We start from the raw sequence: 24459 nt of genomic DNA on the forward strand, positions 1-24459 counted from the left end.
AAACAACTTAATACTACAATATTTATGAAATATAATTACATGCTCCTATGGGCACTGTGTATGTTTACTTGTGCCTGCTATCTTCCATCTGGCGTGTATGCCCAGCAGCCAACGGCATTTGATCAGCAATGGCACAAACTCAACCAGCAGTATAAAAAAGGGGCTATAAAATCGGCACGGTACATGGACATGGTGGACAGCCTTGCCCTAATAGATGCGGCAAACCCTCATTTAAAAGAGCATTTACAACCGTACAAAGAGCTGGTCTGGAAAAATGATCCGACAAAGATGCGGCGCAGGAAATATTATTATTTCCTGATCGCTAATGCAAAAGTCAATGGCCAGAGCGGCAAGGAACTATATTATGTTGAGAAGTTTGTGAAAGAACCGGGAAGCAATGATCCAAACCACTTCCGTAATGTCACAAAAATGCAGCTCTTTGTAGCTGCGGGTGATAATATTAATGCCGCTGCTATGTTTGACACTGATGCCCCCTACTACAATAATATACCCCGTAAAATCGCCGATGGAACTTATAAAGGTGACCCTCAGTCTGATCAGTTTATATTCTACCAGATGGCACCCGTTTTTTTCGATTTAAAAGACTCTGCACGGCTATTCCGCATGCTCAGCTTGGCTAATCAGACTTATAACAACCTCATTAAGGTCAAAGGAATTTCGGACTGGGACCGGCAGATGTGTTATGCATTCGTAAAGGCTGCAAAATGCTTTGGCTACCGGCAGCAGCAGAAAACAGATTCAGCAGAAAAGGTATTAAAAGAGTTAATCGCTTATGCAAGCCTTCCGATGGACCCTAGCCTGACCAGGCAGGTCATTCTTCAGAAACATCTGTTACAAAATGTTACCGGCCAATTACTGGATGTATATATATCCGTAAAAAATATAGACAGTGCAAAAAAATACCAGGCAATCGCGGAACAACTATCAGGTGTTGATTTTATCGAAGATGACCTTGCCTTGCTTAAAAGCAGAAGCCAGATACAGGCCCTCTCCGGCGACTATAAAAGTGCATTCAATACAATGGAGTCCATTTTTCAGAAAACGGATACCCTTTTAAAAAGAAAAACGGTAGAGATCTCTGAAAATATGTATGCCCAGGCACTTGCAGAGGATAAGAAGGAAGAGACAGCTCTGCTCATTGCAGAAAAACGAAAATTAATCGCATTCGCAACGCTCGGCGCCATAGTACTTATATTGATCATCACCTTGCTGTACTATCGTGGCAAGGCCAAAGAAAGAAAGGCTAAACAATCTATTGATGGTTTAAACAGGGCGACTGCATTGCAGATAGCAGAACTGGAAGAAAGGAACAGGATAGAGCAGCAAATAGAAAAGAAAAAGCTGGGGCTGGAGCTGCATGATGGCCTGGCCAACCAGCTGGCACACCTGAAAATGCTCAGTGAAATAGCCATTTTAGATCTTGGCAAACCCGGCACCTTAAACACCCTTACTAAAATAAATGAATTAATAAACACGGCTTACGAAACGACCCGGGACAAAAGTCATGACTGGTACAAAATCAAAGAGGATACATCTTATGCAGCTAAGATAAGCGGTATAGTACAGAATGCGCTGCCGGATGAGCTGTTTCAAAAGGAGGTTTCTATTGACGAGTATCACTTGAATACCTTACCACTGTCCACCAAAATAGAATTAATGTACATCATCCAGGAGTCTATTACCAATGTGCTCAAACATGCAAGATGTACAAAGGTTATGCTCCTCATATATGAGGAATTTGAGCACCTGGTTTTCCGGATAAAAGACAATGGCAGAGGACTTGACAGCAGATCAAAATCGGGAATTGGTCTGACGAGTATCAAAGAAAGATGCACAGAACTTAAGGCAAAGCTTGGCATAAGCTCAGATAAGGAGGGAACGGAAATTGTTGTAACAATTCCGCTTCATCAGTTAATCTAAAGAACCTATCCGAATTGTTTATCTAAGATTAGCCCAAAGGCAAAAGGCCTCATATTAATGTGAGGCCTTTTGCTTTTTATGTTACGAATGAATTGTTACCTGAAGCCGGTTTCTGTATTTATGGTTTCAGAAGAGAAGGATTGAAATATTTTTTCTTCAACCATAAAGCCAGGTTGACAAGGGCAATCAATGCCGGCACTTCAACCAATGGGCCGATTACGCCTACAAATGCCTGTCCGCTGTTGATACCGAATACGCCTATAGCTACTGCAATCGCCAGCTCAAAATTGTTTCCGGCCGCAGTAAACGCAATTGAGGTGCTTTTCGAGTAATCTGCCCCCATCCGCTTACCGGCAAAAAAACTGACCATAAACATAATCACAAAATAGATGACCAATGGAATCGCAATTCGCACCACATCCATCGGTATTTGTACCATCAGTGCTCCTTTAAGGCTGAACATGACCACAATAGTGAATAAAAGTGCCACGAGGGTTATTGGCGAAATAAAAGGAACATATTTACGCTGAAACCAATCTAATCCTTTCAACCTGATCAGGACATAACGACTGATCAATCCTGCCGCAAAAGGAATACCAAGGTATATGCCTACACTTTTGGCTATTTCACCAATAGTAATATCTACTTCCAGTCCCTTTATGCCAAAGAATGGAGGTAGTACAGTGATGAAAACATAGGCATATACGCTGTATAGCAATACCTGAAAGATGCTGTTCAATGCAATCAATCCTGCTGCATATTCCCGGTTACCCTCTGCCAGTTCATTCCAGACCACAACCATGGCGATACAGCGCGCCAGCCCGATCAGGATCAATCCGGCCATATATTCCGGATGCCCTTTCATAAATACGATCGCCAGGATGAACATGAGGATCGGACCAACGATCCAGTTCAGAAAAAGAGATGTGCCCAGTACCCTGGTATGCTTAAATACTTCACCCATTTGCTCATAACGCACCTTAGCCAATGGAGGATACATCATCAGCATGAGTCCAATAGCCAGGGGCACGTTGGTGGTGCCGCTGGAAAAGGAATTGATGAAGGAAGCAGAGGAAGGCACAAAGTGACCGATCCCCACCCCGGCTGCCATTGCCATAAAGATCCAGAGCGTAAGATACCGGTCCAGGAAACTAAGTTTTTTCCGTTCGTGTGCAGGGGCACAATGATCTGCTGACATGTATTAAAGGTTATCTGTTACGAATTGCTGTGCATACTGTTTAATGGTATTTCTTACTGCCCGAAAAACTTCATTGATCTCCTCCTCAGTACCGGTTGCCTTGGCCGGATCAGTAAAGTTTTCATGAAACGTTTTCGCATTCGAAGGAAAGAAGGGGCAACGCTCTTTGGCATGATCACATACAGTGATGACATAATCAAAGTCTACACCCTGATACTCAGTGATGTTGTTCGAAGTATGTCCGGAGATATCAATTCCATCTTCTGCCATTACAGCAATAGCTTTGGGATTGACACCATGGGTTTCGACTCCGGCACTATACACCAATGCTTTGTCGCCGGAAAATTGTCTTAAATACCCTTCTGCGATCTGACTACGGCAGCTGTTGCCTGTACAGAGTACTAATATTTTCTTCATTTTATATGGCTTTACTTCTTCTTGCTAATAATAAGGTTTTACACCAAAGACCATCCGTTTGTCCGGTCTTTTCCGGCAGTTACAGGATACAATATTCTATGTCATATGGGACTAGCAGCAGCCCCCGCCCGGTGTACAGCTATTCTGTCCAGATACGGGAAGTTCCGATAAATTCAGTTTTGTCTTTTCGTTTGGTACGCCACATTTATCCATAGCAAGACAAGCCGTCTGCTTAGCTAATAATTGGAAATGAACCCCATCAAAACCCAGATCATACTTACCAATAGTTTCCGCCTGGTATTCCACTTCAATGTCCAGATCCTCCATTCCGAGTACCTTTTCGGAGAGGGCAATAATACTGAGCAGCTTACCTGCCTTCAAGCGATGTTCATAATCATTTGCATCCCAAAGCTGAAAATTCGCCACTTTCTCATGGCGGACAGTGCCACCACAATCAATAAAATCTTTAGTGATTACACCCACTTCTGTCACGTGAAAATATTCCGGCACCATAGCGCCATCAGGCAATTGAAAATTTACGCTTTCTGCGCCTGCCAGGATTGTTTTAATTTCTGAAAGTTTCATAGACTTATTTTTTTGTGTGAATAAATGCAATATTGCAATATTACGATTAATATATTAAAACGAACAAAAAAATTTACCGTAAGATCAAACTTCCCGAGCGGACAATCGCCTAATTTTCAAACAGCCTATTTCGTCCATATCCTTAAACAAAAAATGCGACAGCCCATATGATAAGGGTATCGCATTTTATGGATCGAAAGGTTTCGAATCTTCCGATTCCTATATGATCTGATAGACCGTTCAACAACAATATTATGTACATGTATTACAAAAGCAAAAGGTCTCACATTGCTGTGAGACCTTTGCGGACCGGACGGGACTCGAACCCGCGACCTCCGCCGTGACAGGGCGGCATTCTAACCAACTGAACTACCGGTCCTTTTCTGTCTGCGATCGTTTGTTTGACCGCTTTGGGAGTGCAAATATAGAATGCGTTTTTGATTCAAACAAATTTTTGTTGAAAGTTTTTTTTCAAACCCTGAAATCAGGCATTAGTCGATAAATAAATCCTTCTGCAAGGTGGCGCCTGGTGTTACGGCATAAGACTCCAGGTCTGTAATTCCTGCCTGTGCCAATACCTGCTCATCCAGCAATTGCTGACCGGTATATGCTTTAGGGTCCTGCTGCAGGATAAAGTGAATAGCATCGGCCAGGATATCCGGTGTACGGCTATGGGCCATCATCTCGCTTCCTCCCAAAAGATTATTGACTGCCGCTGTTGCGATGGTCGTCTGCGGCCATAATGAATTGGCCGCAATACCATAATCTTTAAATTCGGCAGCCCAGCCCATGGCCAGCATACTCATGTTATACTTAGACATGGTATAGGCCACAGAATGACGGAACCATTTTGGTCTCAGGTCCAATGGAGGAGAGAGTGTAAGAATATGAGCCGCACTGCTTTGCTTCAGATAAGGCAGGCAATGCTGTGTAACCAGGTAGGTACCTCTTACATTGATCTCATGCATCAGGTCAAACTTCTTTGCCGGTGTCTGCTCCGTATTGGTCAGAGAAATAGCAGAGGCATTGTTTATTACGCCATCAATACCCCCAAATCTGGCTACACCCTGGGCCACAGCTTCAATGATCATGGCTTCGTCCCGGATATCACAGGGTACGGCAATCGCCTGGCCTCCAGCCTGCACAATCTCCGCAGCAGCAGTGTATATTGTCCCTTCCAGCTTAGGATGAGCCTCAACCGATTTCGCAGCAACAATTATATTGGCCCCTTCTGCCGCCAGTTTCAGCGCAATGGCTTTGCCTATGCCTCTGCTGGCACCGGAAATAAAATAGGTCTTATTCTTAAAAAATGTCATAGCTATTATTTTAAAAATGCCTGGTGCCGGCGGCACCAGGCAGGAATATAAGATGAGGATTTTTATTGGGCCCGCTCCCAGGTAGTCGTACGCCCGATCATAGAGATACCGACGTAGCCTCTTACACTTAGCGTATTGCCATTATGGGTGATCTTACAATCGTAGGTCTTACCATTTTTAGGATCGTAAATCTCTCCGTTGTCATAGGTCTTAGCACCTGTTTTTTCGAAGTGACGCAGGATCTGTAGTTTCAGCAACGGTCGCGTTTTTTTTGCTGCGTTTGAATTATTTACATCTGTCTTCGGCTTACCATTCAGGGTAGGCTCTTTCAGCCAGACAATCTCGCCCCAGTATTTACCATCTGTTGCTTTAAAGATATTGATCTTAGCAGTTTTCTCTGCATTATACCATAATCCTTCGATAGGATCTTTACCCTGGGCCATTGCCCTTAATCCGAAGCCTAAGACCAGTATACATAAGGCCAGTACTTTTAAAACGGTTTGTTTCTTCATGATACATTACTTTGAGGTTAACAATATGCTTTTACTGCCCGGACAGTTTTTGTACCAGGTCTATATATTCCTGTTGAGCCATCTCGCTGCTCATGCCTTTTTTCTGAAGCCAGGCCTCATGCTTGAACTTTTCTTTAAAGTCAAACATTCCATAATCGCCTTTCTCCGGTGCATCTCCTTCTGTAGCTTGTTTAAACAATGCATACAGCAGGAGCAGGGTATCGTTATCGGGTTTCTCCGGTAACAGGCGGCTGTCTGCCACGGCTTTATTAAATGTTTCTGAAACGCTATTCATCTTGCTCTTTTTACAATTGTGTCTTGGATGGGTGCAATATAAAATCAGGTGTTTTCGGAATCTGCATAAATCGCTGCATAGCCTCTTCAGGCAAGCCTGTCAGCTTTCTTTTATCCAGATCTATCCACGCACCATCGGCATAAATAATGGCTGCCTCTGTCCCGTCATGCCGGTATACTTTCTGCAGAAAGGACCAGCGGCTTCCATCTTCATAACAGGATTTCAACAGGCAACTTACCTTAATCAGTTCATTGGGCCTTACCTCTTTCAGGTATTTCAATTCTTCGCGGAATAAAACCGGGCCTATGCGCAGTCTGGCCAGTTCATTAAATCCGAACTGCATATGGTCCATCAGTTCAAGTCTTGCCTGCGCTGCAAAATCAGCATAGGCAGAATGTCTGAGGTGCATATTCGCATCCAGCTGGCTCCACATTACTTTAGCTTCTAATACAATATTATCTTCCATATAGTGCCGGTATTAAATATGATCTATATCTGCACCTTCATACATCGCATCGATCTGTTGCGCATATTTCTGCAGGATGACTTTACGTTTGAGACTTAGCTTAGGCGTTAATTCTCCGGTTTCGATACCCCACTCACGAGGCAGTAATACAAATTTTTTCACCTGCTCGATATGATTGAAGTCTTTGTTATATCCTTCTATCAGCTGATGAAAATATTTAATCACTTCCGGACTTTCGACCGCTGCTTCCTGTGTCGTAAACGGAATGCGCTCCTCTTTCATCCAATGCTCCAGGTTACTGAAGGATGGCACGATCAACGCACTTACAAATTTGCGGTTCTCCCCGATCAGCATGACCTGCTCCATAAAGCGATTTTCTTTCAGCTTGCTCTCAATGGGTTGCGGGGCAACATATTTACCACCACTGGTTTTGAAGAGTTCCTTTTTACGGTCTGTAATTTTCAGGAAGCGCCCTTCTACCAGCTCACCAATATCGCCTGTAGCAAACCAGCCATCTACAAAAGTAGCTTCTGTAGCCTCCGGCTTTTTATAATAGCCGACCATTACATTATCTCCCTTACAGAGTATCTCACCATCATCGGCAATCTTAACCTGTACATTATTAATGACAGGGCCAACAGTGCCTGCACGGCGATTCTCCTCTTCGTAGTGATTTACCGCAATTACCGGAGAGGTTTCTGTCAGACCATAACCTTCCATAATAGTGATATCTGCTGAGGTAAAGATCTTCGTCAGCCTTGGCTGACAAGGTGCTCCGCCTACAACAATTGCTTTCACATTGCCACCTAATGCAGCACGCCATTTGCTGAAAATAAGTTTATTGGCTATAGACAATTTAAACTCATACCACCAGCTACGGGGTTGTCCCGGCTCATATTGTTTACCCAGATCTACCGCCCAGAAGAACAGTTGTTTTTTTATTCCGGTCAGCTGATGACCGGTAGCCATAATTTTTTCATAAACCTTTTCCAGTAAGCGAGGCACGGTTACAAAGATGCTGGGACGCACTTCTTTCAGGTTATCCCCTATAGTCTCCATGCTCTCGGCGTAATAAATTGAAAAGCCGTTGAAAAGATAGACATAAGAGATCATTTTTTCCAGGATATGATTCAGTGGCAGAAAGCTCAGTGCCTTACGCTCTGCCAGGCCCACACCTTCAATGATCGGATGCACATCGTTTAAATTACTGACAATATTCTTATGGCTCAGCATCACTCCTTTTGGTGTACCGGTGGTACCGGAGGTGTAAATGATCGTTGCAATATCAGCATCGGTAGTCTGCTTCCGTATGCGATCCATCGTAGCCAGGTGATCGGAAGATGGCTGTACTTTACAGGATTCCCAATGTGGCACACCGGTTTCTTCCTCAAAAGTATATACCCACTCCAGCATCGGCATTTTATCTTTTTGCTCCATAATCTGGCGGTACAGGGCTGCTGTATGTACAAAGCAGCCCTTCACACCGGATTCATTGAAGATGCCGATCATCTCGGCCATCGTAATATTAGGATATAGAGGAACCAGTATCGCCCCCGTGAGTTGCACAGCCAGATCGGTGATCAGCCAGGCAGGCCTGCTGTTGCTGAGTATCGCGATCTTGTCGCGCCCCTCAGTAGTCATATCATGTGCAGATATGCCTTTGGCCAGCAAACCGGCAGCAAGCTTTTTCACTTCAGCATGCACCTCATCAGTACTTAAAGTCACATATCTGCCAGCCGTTTTTCCGGCCAGGAGATCGGGTTTGGGAGCTGCTGCCTGCAACTCCATACAATCGAACAGTCTGTGTGGTGTATTCATAATCTACGATTTTTCTGTTATCAATCTGCAATATTGTATTGCAGTCTTCTACTGCATGTTTGTTCTACCGGTGTGACTTTAATGTATCTGTTTAAGGAAACAGTACGCCATTATAATTATTGATATCTACCTGAGGTACCGAAGATTTATAAGTACTGTTAATCACTCTGATAATTTCATTTGCCATCAGTGCATATCCTTTAGGAGTCAGGTGTACACCGTCCAGGGAGAAGGCCCCACCGGAAACAAATGTCGGTGTCAGCGTAACCCCGTTAAAACGGATACCAGACTGCAGTGTACCCAGGTAACTATGTGCATCAACATAGCCCAAACCTTTACGGATAGCGGCTGCGCGGATAATTTCATTGAATGTGTTGGTTGCAGATCGTACATATCCTACCTCCGTTTCATCCAGCACATATTTTTTAGGAATAGGCTTAACACTACCCCAGCCACCACACTTCAGTGAATCCTGTGGTAAAGTCAGCAGCAGATATTCATTATTCTTGATCTGGCGCAGACCTCCCGGTGCGGCAGGGTCCTGTATGATAAATGCATTGGCACCCAGAGCGAACGTAATGCCCAGCGGTGCATATGCCGCATTCAATGCAGCTACCTGCGTCGGGGTACTCAGCACCAGCCCTCTGCCCGGAATAGTCGTAAAGTAAGGGATGGTAGTCACATCAGGAATATTGATCAGCACACCTTTGGCGCCTTTCAGGGTCATAGCATCTACCACTGCATTGTAAGAAGCTTCGAAGGCTGCTGTAGTAGAAATATCGGTAGGCATTGCCCCTCCGGTACCATTACCTTCTCCACCATTTGTTGCATAGCCCAGTACATCATTACTACCCAGCCACATGGTGAAAAATGTAGGATTAGTAGCCGCTGCGATATCGATAGGACGATCGGTTGCCGGATGCGGATAGATACGCGCCGCATAGCCTACACCAGCCAGTGCCTGCGCAAATGCTGCATAACCGGCAACGGTATAATCTACACAACGGATACCTGGTATACCCAGGTTATTGAATGGTCCCTGTCCGGAAATATTGGTCGAACTGCCACTGGTATCAGAGGCTCCGGCATATAACTTTACACCAAGACCGGTTACACCATCACAACTGGTCGTATAGCCCAACACGCGCTTAGGTGCCGGCCAGCCTGCATTTCCGGGCAATAATGGCTGACGGAATTCGCCACCGCCTACAGTCATAAACTGTTTGCCCAGCATTGCCGGATAAGAATTTTCCTGTCCGCTGCGGTATAATGACCCGTCGGCATAGCCCGCCGTTAGCGAGTTACCAATGGCTACATAGTAAGAGAAATTGGCCTCACCACTGGAAGGAGTCACTCCTTTAATGGTAGGTTTGCAGGAAGCCAGCATAGCGGCCGCTGCGATTAAAGGTATATATGAAGCTTTCATATGTTCTGAATTAATTAGGGATTCACTTAAAATTTGTACGTAATACCTATTGCCGGTACCAGACTCTTGATTTGATACTCACCGGAAAAATTAGCCGGTTCATATTTCACCTGTCTTCCTGCAGTTGTGGTATAGTTGACTGCTGCCATTATACTCAGCTTATCGATTACCGCGTAGCTCAGACCGGCAGATAAAGAGAAGCGGTCAGCATCTACCGCATCTGGAGATACATAACGCGCATTACTCGGTGTCGGATCAAATGCACCACCTACCATTACGGCAAATTGTTTACAGATTTCATAATGTCCGCCAATTCTTACAGCCAGTGTATTCCTGTATAATCTTGGCTCTTTAGAATCAGCCAGCGAAGCTGTGTTTTGTACAAAATCAAATTTTAAGGAATCATAACTTTTCCATCCTGCCCAAACAAGATCACCTTGTAAAGTCAGTCTTGGCGTTACTTTAGCGGCCACACCCAGGGTCAGAATGCCGGGTAAAGGCAAGGTAGCATCAAAGGCTGTTCTTGGAAAATTCGCAGCCAGTGCAGCAGGTACACTAAAGCTGGCATCACCGCCATTTACTTTCATGCGTACTCCCGAACGGTAAGATAAACCGAACTGCAGGTTATTGGACGCTTTGATATGCACCCCTGCATTAAAGCCTACCCCATTAGCCTTACCATCCAGTACGGCCTGTCCCTCCGTTCCGTTCATATCCTGAACGGGCAGGGCTTTTTTAATCGTAACAGAACCGGTACCGTATACAAATCCTGCCCCTACAGAGATCAGGTCATTGATACGATAGCTGACTGTCGGCTGGAAATAAATACTCTGTAAAGAAATAGACTGGGTGATAAAGCGACCGGTCCAGTCATTGCTCCAGTTGGCACTACTGCCGAAAGGTGTGTAAATACCCAGTCCCAGCGCCCAGCGGCTGTCTTTAGACAAAGTACCACCTGCATACACAGCGAAAGGAGTAGACAAATGTCTTTTGGTTTCCGCATAGGTCTCACCGGAATTATCCGGTACATAGCGGACGGTCGGAGACACCCCAAATACACCGGCATAAGCCTGTATACCATTTAAGCGAGCCAGTCCGCCAGGGTTATAAAATATAGTGGAAACATCCCATGGAAAAGCGACGCCACTACCGCCCATAGCGGTCTGTCTCAGTCCCTGCAGGTTGAGCTGAAAGCTGCCTGCATGCAGGGTGGCCGAAGACAGGGCTACTGCTGCAACGGAAAAAATAAATCCTTTCTTCATGCTGTGAAAATTGAGAATGTGAGTAATTGTTGTTTAGTTTTGGGTGATGCAGTATGGATGAAAGTCATCCATACTGCAATATTTTTGATCTGCTAAAAGCAGTATTTATTCGCTTCGATCAGTTTATCTGCTACTTTTCTGCGTGCAGCTACGGTATTAAAATCGTCTACTTTGGTAAAGCGTTTCAGTCCCATCATCATCATTCTGCGTTCATCACCTTCAGCAAATGAGTTCAGGGCATTGCGTCCCGCGCTGAAAATGCGTTCTGCAGCATCAAAGATATATACCCTTGCCATGTCTGCTTTCAGTGCTGCCTGCTCATCATTATGCTCCAGGGTTACTTTCTCTACCCGCAGCAGTACTGATTCTGCAACATAGGTTTCGATCAGCATATCGGCCAGGTACATGATCACTTCCTGTTCTTTCGCCATGTTCTGCATCAGCTTCTGCACGGCTGCTCCTGCGGTCATCAGTACCGCTTTTTTAAAGCCGCCGATGTATTTATGTTCTTTAGCAAAGCCACCTTCTTCTACCGTATTAAAATCCGGGATGCTCATCAGCTCTCCGGCTACCTTCTGTGCCGGTCCCATCAGGTTCAGTTCTCCTTTCATCGCACGTTTCAGCATCATATCTACAGATAACATGCGGTTGATCTCATTGGTTCCTTCAAAGATGCGGTTGATGCGGGCATCGCGATAAGCTCTGTCCATCGGTGCCTCTGCACTATAGCCCATACCACCATAGATCTGTACACCTTCATCAGACACATAATCCAGCGTTTCAGAAGCATGTACTTTAATCATGGCCGCTTCAATGGCGAACTGTTCCGTTCCTTTCAGCTTGGCCTGCGCTTCGTCCATACCTTCTGAGATATACGACTTAGTAGCATCTTCTATATTCTGACTGGCACGGTATGTTGCTGCTTCACTGGCATAGGTACGAATGGCCTGCTCTGCCAGCTTATACTTAATCGCTCCATACTTTGAGATAGAACGACCGAACTGCTGACGCTCATTGGCATAATTCACCGATTTACTGATCACTTCTTTAGAAGCACCGATTGCAGCTCCTCCCAGTTTAATGCGACCCAGATTCAGAATATTTACAGCAATCTTGAAACCATTCTCACGGGTAGATAACAAATTTTCAACCGGCACTTTACAGTCTGTAAAGAAGATCTGGCGGGTACTGCTGCCTTTAATCCCCATTTTATGTTCTTCGGGGTTAAATGTGATTCCCTCAAATGTTCTTTCTACAATAAATGCACTCAGGTTTTTATCATCATCTATTTTGGCAAACACGATCAGCACATCTGCGAAGCCACCATTGGTGATCCACATCTTCTGCCCATTCAAGATATAAAATTTTCCGTCGGCAGACAAGGTTGCTTTTGTTTTTCCGGAATTGGCATCAGAGCCCGCATCCGGTTCGGTCAGGCAATAGCAGCCTTTCCATTCTCCGGTAGCCAGTTTACTTACATATTTTTGCTTTTGTTCTTCATTACCATAATACAGGATCGGCAGCGTACCGATACCGGTATGTGCAGACAGCGCTACAGCAAAGGAGTGACCTGCACCCAGCACTTCTGTAGTCAGCATAGAAGTAACGAAATCTTTTCCGAAACCATTATAGGCTTCCGGTACACTCATACCCAGGAGGCCCAGTGCTCCGGCTTTATCCAGCAGGGAGGGCATCAGGCCTTCTTCCTGCTGATCAATTTTATCTAACTGATTAAATACATTTTGCTCCAGGAATTCGCGGCACATATCAGCGATCATATGCTGCTCCTCGTTCCAGTCTTCCGGAATAAAAATGTCTTCTGCTTTAGTGTCTCTGATCAGGAATTCGCCTCCTTTCAAGGCTGTTTTTGCTTCGTTGCTCATGACTATAATTAGTTTAAATTGTTACAGATTAGGGTTACAGCATTTCAAATATACCGGCAGCACCTTGTCCGGTACCGACGCACATACTTACCAGGCCATATTTCTGGTTTCTTTTTTTCAGCTCATTCAGGATTTGTACCGACAGCTTAGCACCGCTGCAACCTAATGGATGCCCTAAGGCAATCGCACCACCATTTACATTAATGATGTCGGGATTCAGGCCCAGCTCACGGATCACGGCCAGAGACTGCGACGCAAAGGCCTCATTCAGCTCAACCAGGTTGATATCGTTCAGACTCAGACCAGCCAGCTTGAGCGCCTTGGGAATGGCAAATACCGGACCGATGCCCATGATGCGTGGCGGTACGCCTGCTGTAGCAAAGCTTACGAGGCGGGCGATCGGAGTCAGGTTATTTTCTTTCAGAAATTTTTCGCTGACGATCATGACAAAAGCAGCACCATCACTGGTCTGGGAAGAGTTACCGGCTGTTACCGATCCGCCTGCTGCGAATACCGGCTTTAACTTAGCCAGGGCCTCTACAGAAGTATCTGCCCGCGGACCTTCATCTGCCGCTACCGTAAATTCACGTGTTTTTTTAGTGCCGCTTGCCGCATCAAAATAATTTTCGATGATGTTTACCGGAACGATTTCATCTGCAAACTTATTTTCAGCCAGTGCTCTGATCGCTTTCTGATGTGACTGAAAGGCGAACTGGTCCTGATCTTCACGACTTACCTTATACTCTTTGGCTACCGCTTCTGCAGTCAGCCCCATGCCCCAGTAATAATCGGGATGTGCCAGTGCCAGATCGGCATCGGGCACTACGCGCCAGCCACCCATAGGGATCAGGCTCATACTTTCAGACCCACCGGCCACGATACAATCGGCCTGGCCGGCATGTATCTTGGATGCCGCAATGGCAATGGTTTCCAGACCGGAGGCACAATAACGGTTAACCGTCATGGCAGACACTTTATCTGTATCAAAGCTCATGAGCGAAACAAAGCGGGCAAAGTTCAGCCCCTGCTCTGCTTCCGGCATGGCATTGCCCACAATCAGATCATCGACCTGCTCGTGTGCGATCTGTGGCAAAGCAGCCATCAGGTGTTTGATTACGTTTGATGCCAGTACATCTGGACGAGTAAAGCGGAATCCACCACGGGGTGCTTTACCTACTGCGGTCCTGTATCCGGCTACTATATATGCATTCATTACAATTCAGTTTTAAAGATTAATTTCTTAACACTTTTCCTCCATTCAGGATAGACTGTATGCGCTCCAGGGTTTTGCGTTCTGCAGCAAGACTCAGGAAAGCCTGTCGCTCCAGGTTGAGCAGATACTGTTCGCTCACTGCTGTAGGCTGTGACAGATCGCCTCCGGCCAGTACATAGCCTAATTTCTGAGAGATCTTTACATCGTGCTCACTGATATAGTTTCCGCTCATCATGGAGTTGGCTCCTAGATAAGCCAGCCCTAAAGCAGATTTCCCCAGTACATTGATGTCTTTTCTTTGCTGTGGCTTTACATATCCCGCATTGGCCAGTTCCAGGCAAGCTGCCTTAGCCTCGGCCAGTAAACGATTATAAGAAACCACTACCCTGTCTTTACCGCGACGCAGGTAGCCCAGTTCAAAAGCTTCTTCTGCGGAGGTAGATACCTTGGCCTGACCAATGGTCAGGAAGCGATCTCTATATGCATTCAGTGCCACATCACCTTCTTTCAGGTCATCGGACAAGCGTAAAGCAAATTCTTTAGTGCCGCCACCACCTGGTATCAATCCTACACCAAACTCTACTAATCCCATATACGTTTCGGCATGTGCGACTACTTTATCTGCATGCAGACAAAGCTCACAGCCCCCGCCCAGCGCCATATTATGCGGCGCGGCGACTACCGGTATGGAAGAGTAACGAATGCGCATCATCGTGTTCTGGAACTGACGGATGGCAAAATCCAGTTCATCAAATTCCTGCTCAACAGCCATCATGAAAATCATACCCACATTAGCACCGGCACTGAAGTTGGCACCGTTATTAGATACCACCAGTCCTTTGTATTGTTGCTCTGCCAGGTCAATGGCTTTATTAATACCTTCTATCACTTCACCCCCGATGCTGTTCATCTTGGTATGAAACTCCAGGTTCAGGATACCATCGCCCAGGTCAGTAATAGTGGTACCACTGTTTTTCCAGATCGTACTGCTCTCGCGGATATTATCCAACAGGATGAAGTCTTCTGTACCCGGAATGATTTTATACGATTTTGAAGGGATGTCATAATACAGGCGCTTGCCATTTTCTATTTTATAGAAAGCAGTATGGCCTCCGCTCAACATCTCTGTAACCCAGGCAGGAACAGCATGTCCCGCTTCTTCCAGAGCTTTAACGGTATCCGCTACACCCAGGGCATCCCAGGTCTCGAATGGTCCTAACTCCCAGCCATAACCGGCTTTGATGGCATCATCTATTTTATAGAGTTCATCTGAAATTTCAGGAATGCGGTTAGCAGAGTATATAAATAATGGATATAAAGTGGCGCGGTAAAACTCACCTGCTTTGTCTTTAAAATTCACCAATAACTTCAATCGTTGTTTGAGGTCGTCTACCGGTTTGCTGGCTTCCAGTGCGGCGAATTTCACTTTGTTGGATGGACGGTATTCCATGGTATTCAGATCCAGTGCATGAATCTCGCTCTTACCGCCCTCACCTTTTACCTTTTTAAAGAAACCTTGTTCGGTCTTACTACCCAGCCATTTATTTGCAATCATTTTATTGACGAAGTCCGGAACCTTTAAAGCCTCAATGGCTTCATCGTCCGGTACATTCTCCACCAGGCTATTCGCTACCAATGCCAGCGTATCGAGTCCCACTACATCAGCTGTACGGAAGGTGGCCGATTTAGGACGACCTACAACAGGACCGGTTAGTTTATCCACTTCTTCGATGGTCATACCCGATTTTACGACATATTGCAGCAGGCTCATAATACTGAACACACCAATACGGTTACCGATAAATGCTGGTGTATCTTTGGCCAGCACGGTAGTCTTGCCCAGAAATTTTTCTCCGTAATGCATCAGGAAGTCGGTCACTTCCGGTAAGGTATCCCTGGTCGGAATGATCTCTAAAAGCTTGAGGTAACGCGGGGGATTAAAGAAGTGCGTACCGCAGAAATGTTGTTTAAAATCCTCACTGCGTCCTTCAGACATCAGGTGGATTGGAATACCAGAGGTATTGGAAGTGATTAAGCTACCGGGCTTGCGATAACGTTCTACTTTCTCAAATACCTGCTTTTTAATATCGAGTCGTTCAATGACTACTTCTATCACCCAGTCGCAATCAGCGATGCGCTGCATATCGTCATCAAAGTTCCCCGTCGTAATGCGCTGTGCAAATCTCTTGCTGTAAATCGGCGAAGGATTTGATTTAAGTGCGAAGGTCAGTGCATCATTCACTATCTTATTCCTGGCTTTTGTATCGCCCTCCGGAGCATCCTTTGGTACAATATCCAGCAACAATACTTCCAGCCCTATATTGGCAAAGTGGCAGGCTATACGGCTGCCCATTACACCAGAGCCCAGTACGGCTACTTTTTTAATGGTTCTGTTCGTCATTGTTATATATGTTTATTTGTTTGCTTAATTATGTGCTGCGATGGCCTCCCAGCAGGCATTATAAAATTTGTTCTGTACCGTTGCTTTCGTCAGGTCGGTCTTACGGGCAAAGTGCATCTTCAGCATCGTATTCATAGGTCCATGTACCATCGACAGTAATACTGCATCGGGCAGGTTCTTGATCATCTTCTGCTTCTTGCCGGCGCGCATCATTTTATATAAAGGCAACAGCAGCATAAAATTCTGTTCCTGGTTTTCCTTAAACAGAAAAGGGGCATAAGTGTATTGTTCTATAAAACTGAAATAGTCTTTATTGTTCAGATAGAACAGTACCGCACGGGACATCATAGCACGGTATACCTCCTTAATAGGGCTATCCTGATCGTAAGCACCCAGCACACTTTCATTAAACTCAGAAACGATCATCGTATACAGCTCATTGATCAGCTCTTCTTTCCCTTTAAAATATAAATAGATGGTACCTGCAGCCACTCCTGCTTCCTCTGCAACCATCTTCATACTGATATGGTAAAAACCTACCCGGTTCACCAGTTTCAATACGCCTTTCAAAATCGCCTGTTTCTTGTCTTGCACCATAGTCCTAACAAATCTAACCTTTTAATTTCAAAAAATGAACGTTCATTCATTTTTATTTTTCTTAAAAAATGATTAAATTACTTCATGCGCTCTTCATTGATAATCAAATATTTCAGAGCAGATAGTATAGAGCATTACCCAGATTGCCTTTCCAGCACTACCCTCAATACAGCACTGAATTACAGCCGGTTTTTATACCAGAACGCCTGTCACTACAGGAAAGAAAAAGCCGTATTATTGGACTAAATGCGATAATTTTATGCAGCACAAAATACCAGCGTAAGAAGATGAACGAACCGATTATTATCCAGACAGACCGTCTGATCCTCAAAGGCGTAAATCCTGCAAAGATTCACGAGTTATTTGAACACCATTCACCGGAAGAGATCATGGCTTTTTTGGGTATAGACGAGTCGGGGTTACCGCACTATCAGAACATGCATGAGCGCGGAATGGAAACCAATCGCTTATCGCTGTTCTTCTTCCTGCTGATCTCTAAACAGACTGGCTTGCCCCTTGGTGATTGCGGCTTTCATACCTGGAACAGTACACATCGCCGCGCCGAATTGTTTTATGGATTACATCATGAGGAAGATAAGAGACAGGGCTATATGAAAGAAGCGCTGCATGCTGTACTGAAATATGGCTATGAACACCTGGGACTGCATCGTATTGCGGCGCTGGTAGGGCGGGAGAATACACCTTCTGTAAAACTGCTGCGCCATTATGGCTTCACTTTCGAAGGCACCATGCGGGAAGACTATGTAATTGATGGCATCAGCCAGGACTCTGATTGCTATTCCCTGTTGAAACAGGAATGGATTCAAAATAACCTGATTTCTTAAATGATCACATTATGGCAAAAGACTGGACTTCTTTTGAACTGAAAATCGCCGTCAAAGCCGGGATACAGGATATGTATGATGCCTGGACAAAGGCAGAACAGGTAGAAAAATGGTTTCTGCAAGCATGTACCTACCTGAAGGATGGCACATCGCTTGTGCCCGGGGAAACGGTGCAGACTGGCGATACATATGCCTGGCGCTGGTACTTTTACGATGAGACAGAGCATGGAGAAATCCGCCAGGCCAATGGTACTAATTTCCTGCAATTCTCCTTTGCCGGCAACTGCCTGGTCGATGTACAACTTGAGCCAGCCGGTGACTATACACTGGTACGCCTGCGTCAGCATAATATTCCTACAGACGAGGCGTCACAATTCGGTATACGCATTGGTTGTGTAGAAGGCTGGACATTTTACCTGACCAACCTGAAATCGGTATACGAGTATGGGCATGACCTGCGCAACAAAACACATCCTGAACTGCGGGGTGTCAATAACTAAGTAAAGCGGCATTTACGCTTTGGACATTTATATAAATCTCGACATGATAGAATTAGTTTCGGTCAATAAAATATATAGTAAAGGGCCGCACCAGATTGCTGCCTCCAACAATATCAGCTGTACGATACAGGAAGGGGAATTCGTGGCGATTGTCGGCAAATCGGGTTCAGGAAAATCAACACTGCTGAATCTGCTAGCGGGTTTGGATACCGCAACATCTGGCAAAATCCTGTTTGAAGGGACGGACATCAGCTCTTTCAATGCCAATCAGTATGCGCAGCATCGATTGAATAATATCGGCATCATATTTCAATCCTTCAACCTCATTTTTTCTAAAACGGCACTGGAGAATGTAATGTTACCGCTGATTTTTGCGGGCTATTCAACAGCAGCGCGAAAGCAAAAGGCACAACAGGCATTGGAGATGGTCGGACTGGGTGACAGGATGCAGCATAAGGCCAATGAGCTTTCCGGCGGTGAGGCACAGCGGGTAGCTATTGCCAGGGCCCTGGTCAATGATCCCAAAGTACTGCTGGCAGATGAACCAACGGGAAATCTGGACTCTGCTACTACACAGGAAATACTGGATATTCTGCTCTCCTTAAAGACAAGAGGCAAAACGATTATTATGATTACCCATGACCAGGAAATTGCGGCACAGGTTGCAGACCGCATCCTGACTATAAAAGATGGCTTGCTGAGTGAGTAAGCGATTAAACACTAAACAATCTTCCTGAACTATAATTTATTACCCATGACCATTTCAGATCTAATCACCATGGCCCGCCAGAACCTCTGGCGTACCCGCTTAAGAACGATGCTCACACTGATCGGGGTTATTATCGGTATCGGCGCCCTGATCTCTATGGTCAGCTTTGGCATAGGCCTGGAACGGAATATAACAGACAAATTCAAGTCGAACGACCTGTTTACCAGTCTGACGATCTCTACCAAAGCCTTCAATTTTAAAGGCGGACCAAGAGGCCGGAACAAACCGGAACAAAAAACAGAATCGGCAGTACCCCTGAATGACTCACTGATTACCGTCATACAGAAAAGGCCGGAAGTAGCGATCGCCTACCCTCGCTTAACAATCCCGGTACGGGCGGCATTGTATCATGATACTTCAGAAACCAATTTAGGCAGCCTACCGATGTCTATGGCCAAATACCCACCGTATAATCAGCTGTATGACGGGCGTTATTTCTCCAGCGATTCTGCACTGGAAGCTATTGTCAGCCTTGACTTCCTGCGCCAGCTGGGTCTTGAGGTTTGTACTAAAGATAAGCTGGCCCACTATCAGCAAACAGATACGGCATTGACCCTTGCCCTTTCCGACACCCTTATCGGTAAAGAGTTGTCTCTGTATAGTGCCTCTCTTAAAAGCACTTCTCCGTTTGCCATGATGGGTGGTATCGAAAATATGATTGGTGAGGAAGAAACAAAGGTGAAGATTGTCGGTATCCTGAAAGAAGAGCAATTCTCCGGCCCGGCGATGAGAGAGGAAATAATTTTACCGATTGCCACTGCGAAGAAAATGCCCTCACTGGGCTTTGACCGGATCAGTGATATGATCAGTAATAAAAACAAGGGGAATCAATATGCTTCTATCTATGTCAAAACAAAGAGCATGGATGACCTCGGCAAACTCAAAAAGTTCCTGGACAAACAGAAGATCAATTACTTTGCGGTTGACGATGGCCTGGCCGAAATGAAAAAAGCATTCCTGATCCTGGATAGTGTACTGGGCATCATAGGCCTGATCAGCTTACTGGTTGCGGGTTTCGGCATCATCAATACTATGCTCATGAGTATACTGGAACGCAAGAGGGAGATCGGCATCATGAAGGCTGTGGGCGGAAAGAACCGCGATATCCGTATGATCTTTTTCTTTGAGGCGGGCTTTATAGGCCTGGTCGGCGCGCTGGGGGGTATTTCCTTAGGCTATGGCCTTACGCGCATTGCCAACCTGATTGTCAACAATCAGTATATGAAAAATGCAGATGAATTTGTAGATATGTTCTCCTTTCCCTGGTGGCTGATTGGTGGCTCTGTTTTATTCTCTATTATCATTAGCCTGCTGGCGGGCCTGTACCCTGCTATACGGGCGTCCAGCATCCACCCTATTGATGCCTTAAGGCAGACGGGATAATATTTATCGCTAAAAACCAATACTCCAAAAAACAGAACAGGGGTTAATGCTTTCTAAAGCGTTAACCCCTGTTCTGTTTAGGAGTTACAATCTACTTTGACATCAAGTAATTCGGGATGTGCTGTTTTAAAATCGATAGAGCGATTTAGTTTCAGCTCATCTTTACCGGTTTCCGGATTAAACTCTGTATTATAAAAAGACATTGTGAGCTTACTTCCCTTCTTTAATGCTTCTATAAACGGACCTGCATTAGCTTTGCCCTTATCTGAGAAAGGATTTCCGAACGATTTACCATCTACCAGTACTTTAAGATCGGCATATGACTGATTGCGGGAACTGGCAAAATCAATACCTTCATAATCACCATCACGATAGCTGCCTGTATATTCAATCACAAATACAGGATTACCCTCAGCGCAGTTCAGTCCCACATTCATGCGGTAATCTTTATTGGAGCAGTTCAGCAGATAACTTTTACCCTGATAGTTCATCTGTACCCAACCATCATTCGGAACATTCTTTTCCAGTGCGTTGAATTGTTGCTCCGTAAATTTATCGGCATCAATAATATGGCTGTTATTCTGTTGTGCTGTGGCATTAAAGTGCAGCAAACTACCGGTCAGGGTAATTGCTGACAGGAGCAATAGTTTTTTCATGTATAATTGTTTTGAACGATTTCCCAAATATAGGAAAACGAAAACAAACGGTCTTCCCCCATCAATGCTCCCCAGGATATTATCCGGCAATGAAAGATTATAAACTATTGTATTATTTTTACGGTTCACTTAAAACAAAAAACATGCATCCGATTTTACGAAACATCCTGGCTATTGTAGCCGGCCTGATTATAGGCAGTATGGTTAATATGGGCCTGATTATGATCAGTGGTTCCATTATTCCTCCTCCAAACGGAGCAGATGTAACAACTACAGAAGGGTTGAAAGCCTCTATGCACCTGTTCGAACCCAGACATTTTATTTTTCCTTTCCTGGCTCATGCCCTGGGTACACTTGTAGGTGCCTGGATAGCTGCATTGATTGCAGGCAGACGTAAGATGCGTTTCGCTATGGTGATCGGCATATTCTTCCTGGTGGGTGGTATTGCCAATGTAGTGATGCTCCCTTCTCCGGTATGGTATACCATCCTTGACCTGGTAGCCGCTTATATTCCTATGGCCTATATCGGCGGAAAGCTGGCAGGTAAATAAACACAACAGATCAATAATTTAAAGGGGTGGTTCACATTTGAACCACCCCTTTAATATTCAGCCAGATAGTAACATTATGCTACAACAGGCATGTATTTATCTGATTACTGCTTAGTGACTTTGGTTGTCTTAATCAGTTGCCCGTATTTGTCTGTAATGCGCAGTAAATACAGCCCTCCAGGCAACTCTTTCATAGAGAAACGGCTTGCATTTTTAACCTGATTAACCGTTCTGCCTTTAATATCTATGATGGTTACATTCACATTTACGGGCGATTGTACATTGACCATATCGCTGGTCGGATTAGGGAATACCCTGATCTGATTGGCCAGCATAGATGTAGCCTCATCGATCGATACCGTATTCACCACATAAATATCTGAGGTATCGGTACAGCCATTCGCATTGGTGACGATTACCTGGTAGTCTCCATTCTGTGTATAGGCATAGGTACTATCTACTGCTCCACTGATCAGCTGCCCGTTTCGCATCCATTTATAAGTGGCAAAACTCTCTACTGTTTCCAGCTTATTATTATTCACCACAACAGTAATATCTCCTACCGGCATCACAGTCAGGTCTAGGGTAATCATGCTGTCACAACCAAGGCTGTTTGGCATTGTTACTGTATACATACCTGTACTGGTGTACGTGGTTCCATTCAGCGTATATCCTAAACAGTCGGTGGTATCTGTAATTGTTGCTACTGTTGTATCTCCACAACTGAATTTCATTACTACAATATCGAAACTATTATTTGTAGACGTCAGCAAAGAGGTGCCTGCTACAGCAGGATCAAAATCGGAGGTCCCTCTGAACCAGCCAGTGGTATAAACATTACCCGAATTGTCCAGAACAGAAGACCTGGCCACGTCAATATCCAATCCACCCATTTGCCTTACCCATACAAAATCACCAGTAGGCTTCAGCTTCATCATGAATATATCGGTCGAACCGCTTGAGGTAATGGATGCTCCCGGTGTACCCGGACTAAAATCCGCACTACCGCAGAAATAACCTGTGGTATAGGTATTACCCAAATGATCAGATTTGATCGAGAAGGAGAAATTTTTGTCTAATGTGCAGGCTCCGTAACCACTTACATTTTTAGCCCAGATAAGATCACCGTTATTATCCAGCTTTACGATAGCAATGGACTGATCGGCAGCACTGGCTGCCATCAATTCTGTTGTGCCCGGTCCGGGATCAAAATCGATGGTATCATTAAAAGCTGCAGTGAAGTATACATTATTCATCGGATCTACAGCGACAGACAAACCCTGATCGAGTTTTTTGGATCCAAAGCTTCTGGCCCAGGCATAGTTACCGGCCGAATCCAGTTTCAATACAAAGATATCATCATTAACAGCTGTACCCTTTGCACCTAACTTAGCCTGACCAGGACCAGGGTCAAAGTCTACCGTATCTCTGAAGTATCCTGCGGTAAAGACATTATTAGCCGAATCTACGGTGATTGCATAAGCTGTAGCGGAACTGTTGGTACGGCTCATCTGGCCAATATCCTTAGCCCAGATAAAGTCCCCGTCCTTGCTCAGCTTTAATACAAATCCATTAGCAGCGGCATTCAATGGGGTAAGGTTATACACCCCTACACCCGGATCAAAATCAACAGTACCAATAAAGGAACCTGAAACCAGCACATTGTCCGACTTATCTATCTTAAGGTTAAATGCACGATCAACAATACCCGTACCACCTATTCTTTTGGCCCATATAAAACCACCTGCCTTATCCAGTTTCAGGATAAAAATATCAGAAGCGGAAGCTGTACCGGTGGAGATCAGGTTGTACACACCCGGTCCCGGATCAAAATCTACGGTATCGGAGAAGTAACCCGCCACATAAACATTGTCACTTCTATCGTTAGCGATGCTATAGGCATAGTTGAACTTGGCGTTACCGAATGATTTTGCCCATACAAACGCTCCGGCATTGTCTAAGCGGGATACAAAAAGGGTATTGCCGGCCGTACCCGCTGCCGTTAAATTGTAAGTAGCCGGACCGGGATCAAAGTCAACCGTGCCTCTGAACAATCCTGTGGTGAACACGTTTCCGTCATTGGTTACCGAAACGGCATATCCGTTGTCAAAATCACTTCCGCCCATACTTCTGGCCCACTCCAGCACGGGACCTTGTGCATGAGATTGCACATTGCCTGTACAAAAGACAGCACATAATACGGCAAAGCCAATCATACTCCGCATTTTCTTCTGGTAGCTCTTGCCATCGTTGGGAGCAAGGACAAGGGACCAGTAACCGCGAAACGTCTGTAATAAATAAGAAACAGCCATAATTTAAATGTTTTAATGATTTACACTAGGATTTAAACCGGCATGTTCAATTGGGAACTCTGGGAATAGTCGTTACCGAAATAAATGTAAATTTTCTATTATCCGAAATCTTT

At 45.0% G+C, this 24459-nt stretch carries 22 protein-coding genes and 1 tRNA gene; 6 read left to right on the forward strand and 17 right to left on the reverse strand.

The window, feature by feature from the left end; all coding sequences use genetic code 11:
- Window positions 1-24 precede the first annotated feature (24 nt).
- Complete coding sequence (locus FTD44_RS03210; RefSeq protein WP_222165126.1) at window positions 25-1941, forward strand: sensor histidine kinase; 1917 nt, start codon at window positions 25-27, stop codon at window positions 1939-1941.
- Between the two features lie 118 nt (window positions 1942-2059).
- On the opposite strand, the gene arsB is transcribed toward FTD44_RS03210, so the two are convergent.
- The 15 genes from arsB to FTD44_RS03285 form a co-directional block, all read right to left on the reverse strand.
- Window positions 2060-3139, reverse strand: coding sequence for an ACR3 family arsenite efflux transporter (arsB, locus tag FTD44_RS03215; RefSeq protein ID WP_222165127.1), 1080 nt, complete (start codon window positions 3137-3139; stop codon window positions 2060-2062).
- 3 nt (window positions 3140-3142) lie between these two features.
- Complete coding sequence (locus FTD44_RS03220; RefSeq protein WP_222165128.1) at window positions 3143-3556, reverse strand: arsenate reductase ArsC; 414 nt, start codon at window positions 3554-3556, stop codon at window positions 3143-3145.
- A gap of 111 nt (window positions 3557-3667) precedes the next feature.
- A complete protein-coding gene (locus tag FTD44_RS03225) occupies window positions 3668-4141 on the reverse strand; it encodes a DUF6428 family protein (RefSeq protein WP_222165129.1) in 474 nt (157 codons plus the stop codon).
- Between the two features lie 305 nt (window positions 4142-4446).
- Window positions 4447-4520: transfer RNA gene (locus FTD44_RS03230), tRNA-Asp, on the reverse strand.
- A 112-nt stretch (window positions 4521-4632) separates the two neighbouring features.
- Window positions 4633-5457: an SDR family oxidoreductase gene (locus FTD44_RS03235; RefSeq protein ID WP_222165130.1), complete on the reverse strand. Its 825-nt coding sequence runs from the start codon at window positions 5455-5457 to the stop codon at window positions 4633-4635.
- 62 nt (window positions 5458-5519) lie between these two features.
- Window positions 5520-5969: a DUF2147 domain-containing protein gene (locus FTD44_RS03240; RefSeq protein ID WP_222165131.1), complete on the reverse strand. Its 450-nt coding sequence runs from the start codon at window positions 5967-5969 to the stop codon at window positions 5520-5522.
- Between the two features lie 31 nt (window positions 5970-6000).
- Window positions 6001-6264: an acyl-CoA-binding protein gene (locus FTD44_RS03245; protein ID WP_222165132.1), complete on the reverse strand. Its 264-nt coding sequence runs from the start codon at window positions 6262-6264 to the stop codon at window positions 6001-6003.
- A gap of 10 nt (window positions 6265-6274) precedes the next feature.
- Window positions 6275-6730, reverse strand: coding sequence for an acyl-CoA thioesterase (locus FTD44_RS03250; protein ID WP_222165133.1), 456 nt, complete (start codon window positions 6728-6730; stop codon window positions 6275-6277).
- A gap of 12 nt (window positions 6731-6742) precedes the next feature.
- The gene (locus FTD44_RS03255) at window positions 6743-8548 is read right to left on the reverse strand and encodes an AMP-dependent synthetase/ligase (protein ID WP_222165134.1); all 1806 of its coding nucleotides are present in this window, start codon (window positions 8546-8548) and stop codon (window positions 6743-6745) included.
- Window positions 8549-8639: 91 nt separating this feature from the next.
- On the reverse strand, window positions 8640-9974 hold the full coding sequence (locus tag FTD44_RS03260; protein WP_222165135.1) for an SGNH/GDSL hydrolase family protein: 1335 nt from the start codon (window positions 9972-9974) through the stop codon (window positions 8640-8642).
- A 26-nt stretch (window positions 9975-10000) separates the two neighbouring features.
- Window positions 10001-11236 carry an OmpP1/FadL family transporter gene (locus FTD44_RS03265; protein ID WP_222165136.1) on the reverse strand — a complete coding sequence of 412 codons (1236 nt, stop codon included), beginning with the start codon at window positions 11234-11236 and terminating at the stop codon, window positions 10001-10003.
- Window positions 11237-11328: 92 nt separating this feature from the next.
- Window positions 11329-13119: an acyl-CoA dehydrogenase family protein gene (locus FTD44_RS03270; RefSeq protein WP_222165137.1), complete on the reverse strand. Its 1791-nt coding sequence runs from the start codon at window positions 13117-13119 to the stop codon at window positions 11329-11331.
- 34 nt (window positions 13120-13153) lie between these two features.
- Complete coding sequence (locus FTD44_RS03275; RefSeq protein WP_222165138.1) at window positions 13154-14332, reverse strand: acetyl-CoA C-acyltransferase; 1179 nt, start codon at window positions 14330-14332, stop codon at window positions 13154-13156.
- Between the two features lie 19 nt (window positions 14333-14351).
- Window positions 14352-16733, reverse strand: coding sequence for a 3-hydroxyacyl-CoA dehydrogenase/enoyl-CoA hydratase family protein (locus tag FTD44_RS03280; protein WP_222165139.1), 2382 nt, complete (start codon window positions 16731-16733; stop codon window positions 14352-14354).
- 24 nt (window positions 16734-16757) lie between these two features.
- Window positions 16758-17330 carry a TetR/AcrR family transcriptional regulator gene (locus tag FTD44_RS03285; RefSeq protein WP_222165140.1) on the reverse strand — a complete coding sequence of 191 codons (573 nt, stop codon included), beginning with the start codon at window positions 17328-17330 and terminating at the stop codon, window positions 16758-16760.
- A gap of 287 nt (window positions 17331-17617) precedes the next feature.
- Between FTD44_RS03285 and FTD44_RS03290 the strand changes: the two genes are divergently transcribed.
- Genes FTD44_RS03290 through FTD44_RS03305 form a run of 4 tightly spaced genes read left to right on the forward strand, consistent with a single transcriptional unit; the run spans window position 17618 to window position 20827 of the window.
- On the forward strand, window positions 17618-18175 hold the full coding sequence (locus FTD44_RS03290) for a GNAT family N-acetyltransferase (protein ID WP_222165141.1): 558 nt from the start codon (window positions 17618-17620) through the stop codon (window positions 18173-18175).
- 11 nt (window positions 18176-18186) lie between these two features.
- Window positions 18187-18675: an SRPBCC family protein gene (locus tag FTD44_RS03295; RefSeq protein ID WP_222165142.1), complete on the forward strand. Its 489-nt coding sequence runs from the start codon at window positions 18187-18189 to the stop codon at window positions 18673-18675.
- Between the two features lie 43 nt (window positions 18676-18718).
- Window positions 18719-19384 carry an ABC transporter ATP-binding protein gene (locus FTD44_RS03300; RefSeq protein WP_222165143.1) on the forward strand — a complete coding sequence of 222 codons (666 nt, stop codon included), beginning with the start codon at window positions 18719-18721 and terminating at the stop codon, window positions 19382-19384.
- A 45-nt stretch (window positions 19385-19429) separates the two neighbouring features.
- Entirely contained in the window at window positions 19430-20827 is a 1398-nt protein-coding gene (locus FTD44_RS03305; RefSeq protein ID WP_222165144.1) for an ABC transporter permease, read from the forward strand.
- Window positions 20828-20904: 77 nt separating this feature from the next.
- Here the strand turns inward: FTD44_RS03305 and FTD44_RS03310 are convergent, their stop codons facing one another.
- Window positions 20905-21483: a hypothetical protein gene (locus FTD44_RS03310; protein WP_222165145.1), complete on the reverse strand. Its 579-nt coding sequence runs from the start codon at window positions 21481-21483 to the stop codon at window positions 20905-20907.
- 143 nt (window positions 21484-21626) lie between these two features.
- Here FTD44_RS03310 and FTD44_RS03315 point away from each other — a divergent pair, with 143 nt between their 5' ends.
- A complete protein-coding gene (locus FTD44_RS03315; RefSeq protein WP_222165146.1) occupies window positions 21627-22034 on the forward strand; it encodes a hypothetical protein in 408 nt (135 codons plus the stop codon).
- Between the two features lie 104 nt (window positions 22035-22138).
- Here FTD44_RS03315 and FTD44_RS03320 read toward each other — a convergent pair whose 3' ends face one another.
- Window positions 22139-24346 (reverse strand): T9SS type A sorting domain-containing protein, encoded by a 2208-nt coding sequence (locus FTD44_RS03320; protein WP_222165147.1) that lies wholly within the window; start codon window positions 24344-24346, stop codon window positions 22139-22141.
- Window positions 24347-24459: the final 113 nt, after the last annotated feature.

Source organism: Edaphocola aurantiacus, assembly GCF_019797745.1.
Taxonomy (GTDB): Bacteria; Bacteroidota; Bacteroidia; order Chitinophagales; family Chitinophagaceae; genus Edaphocola; species Edaphocola aurantiacus.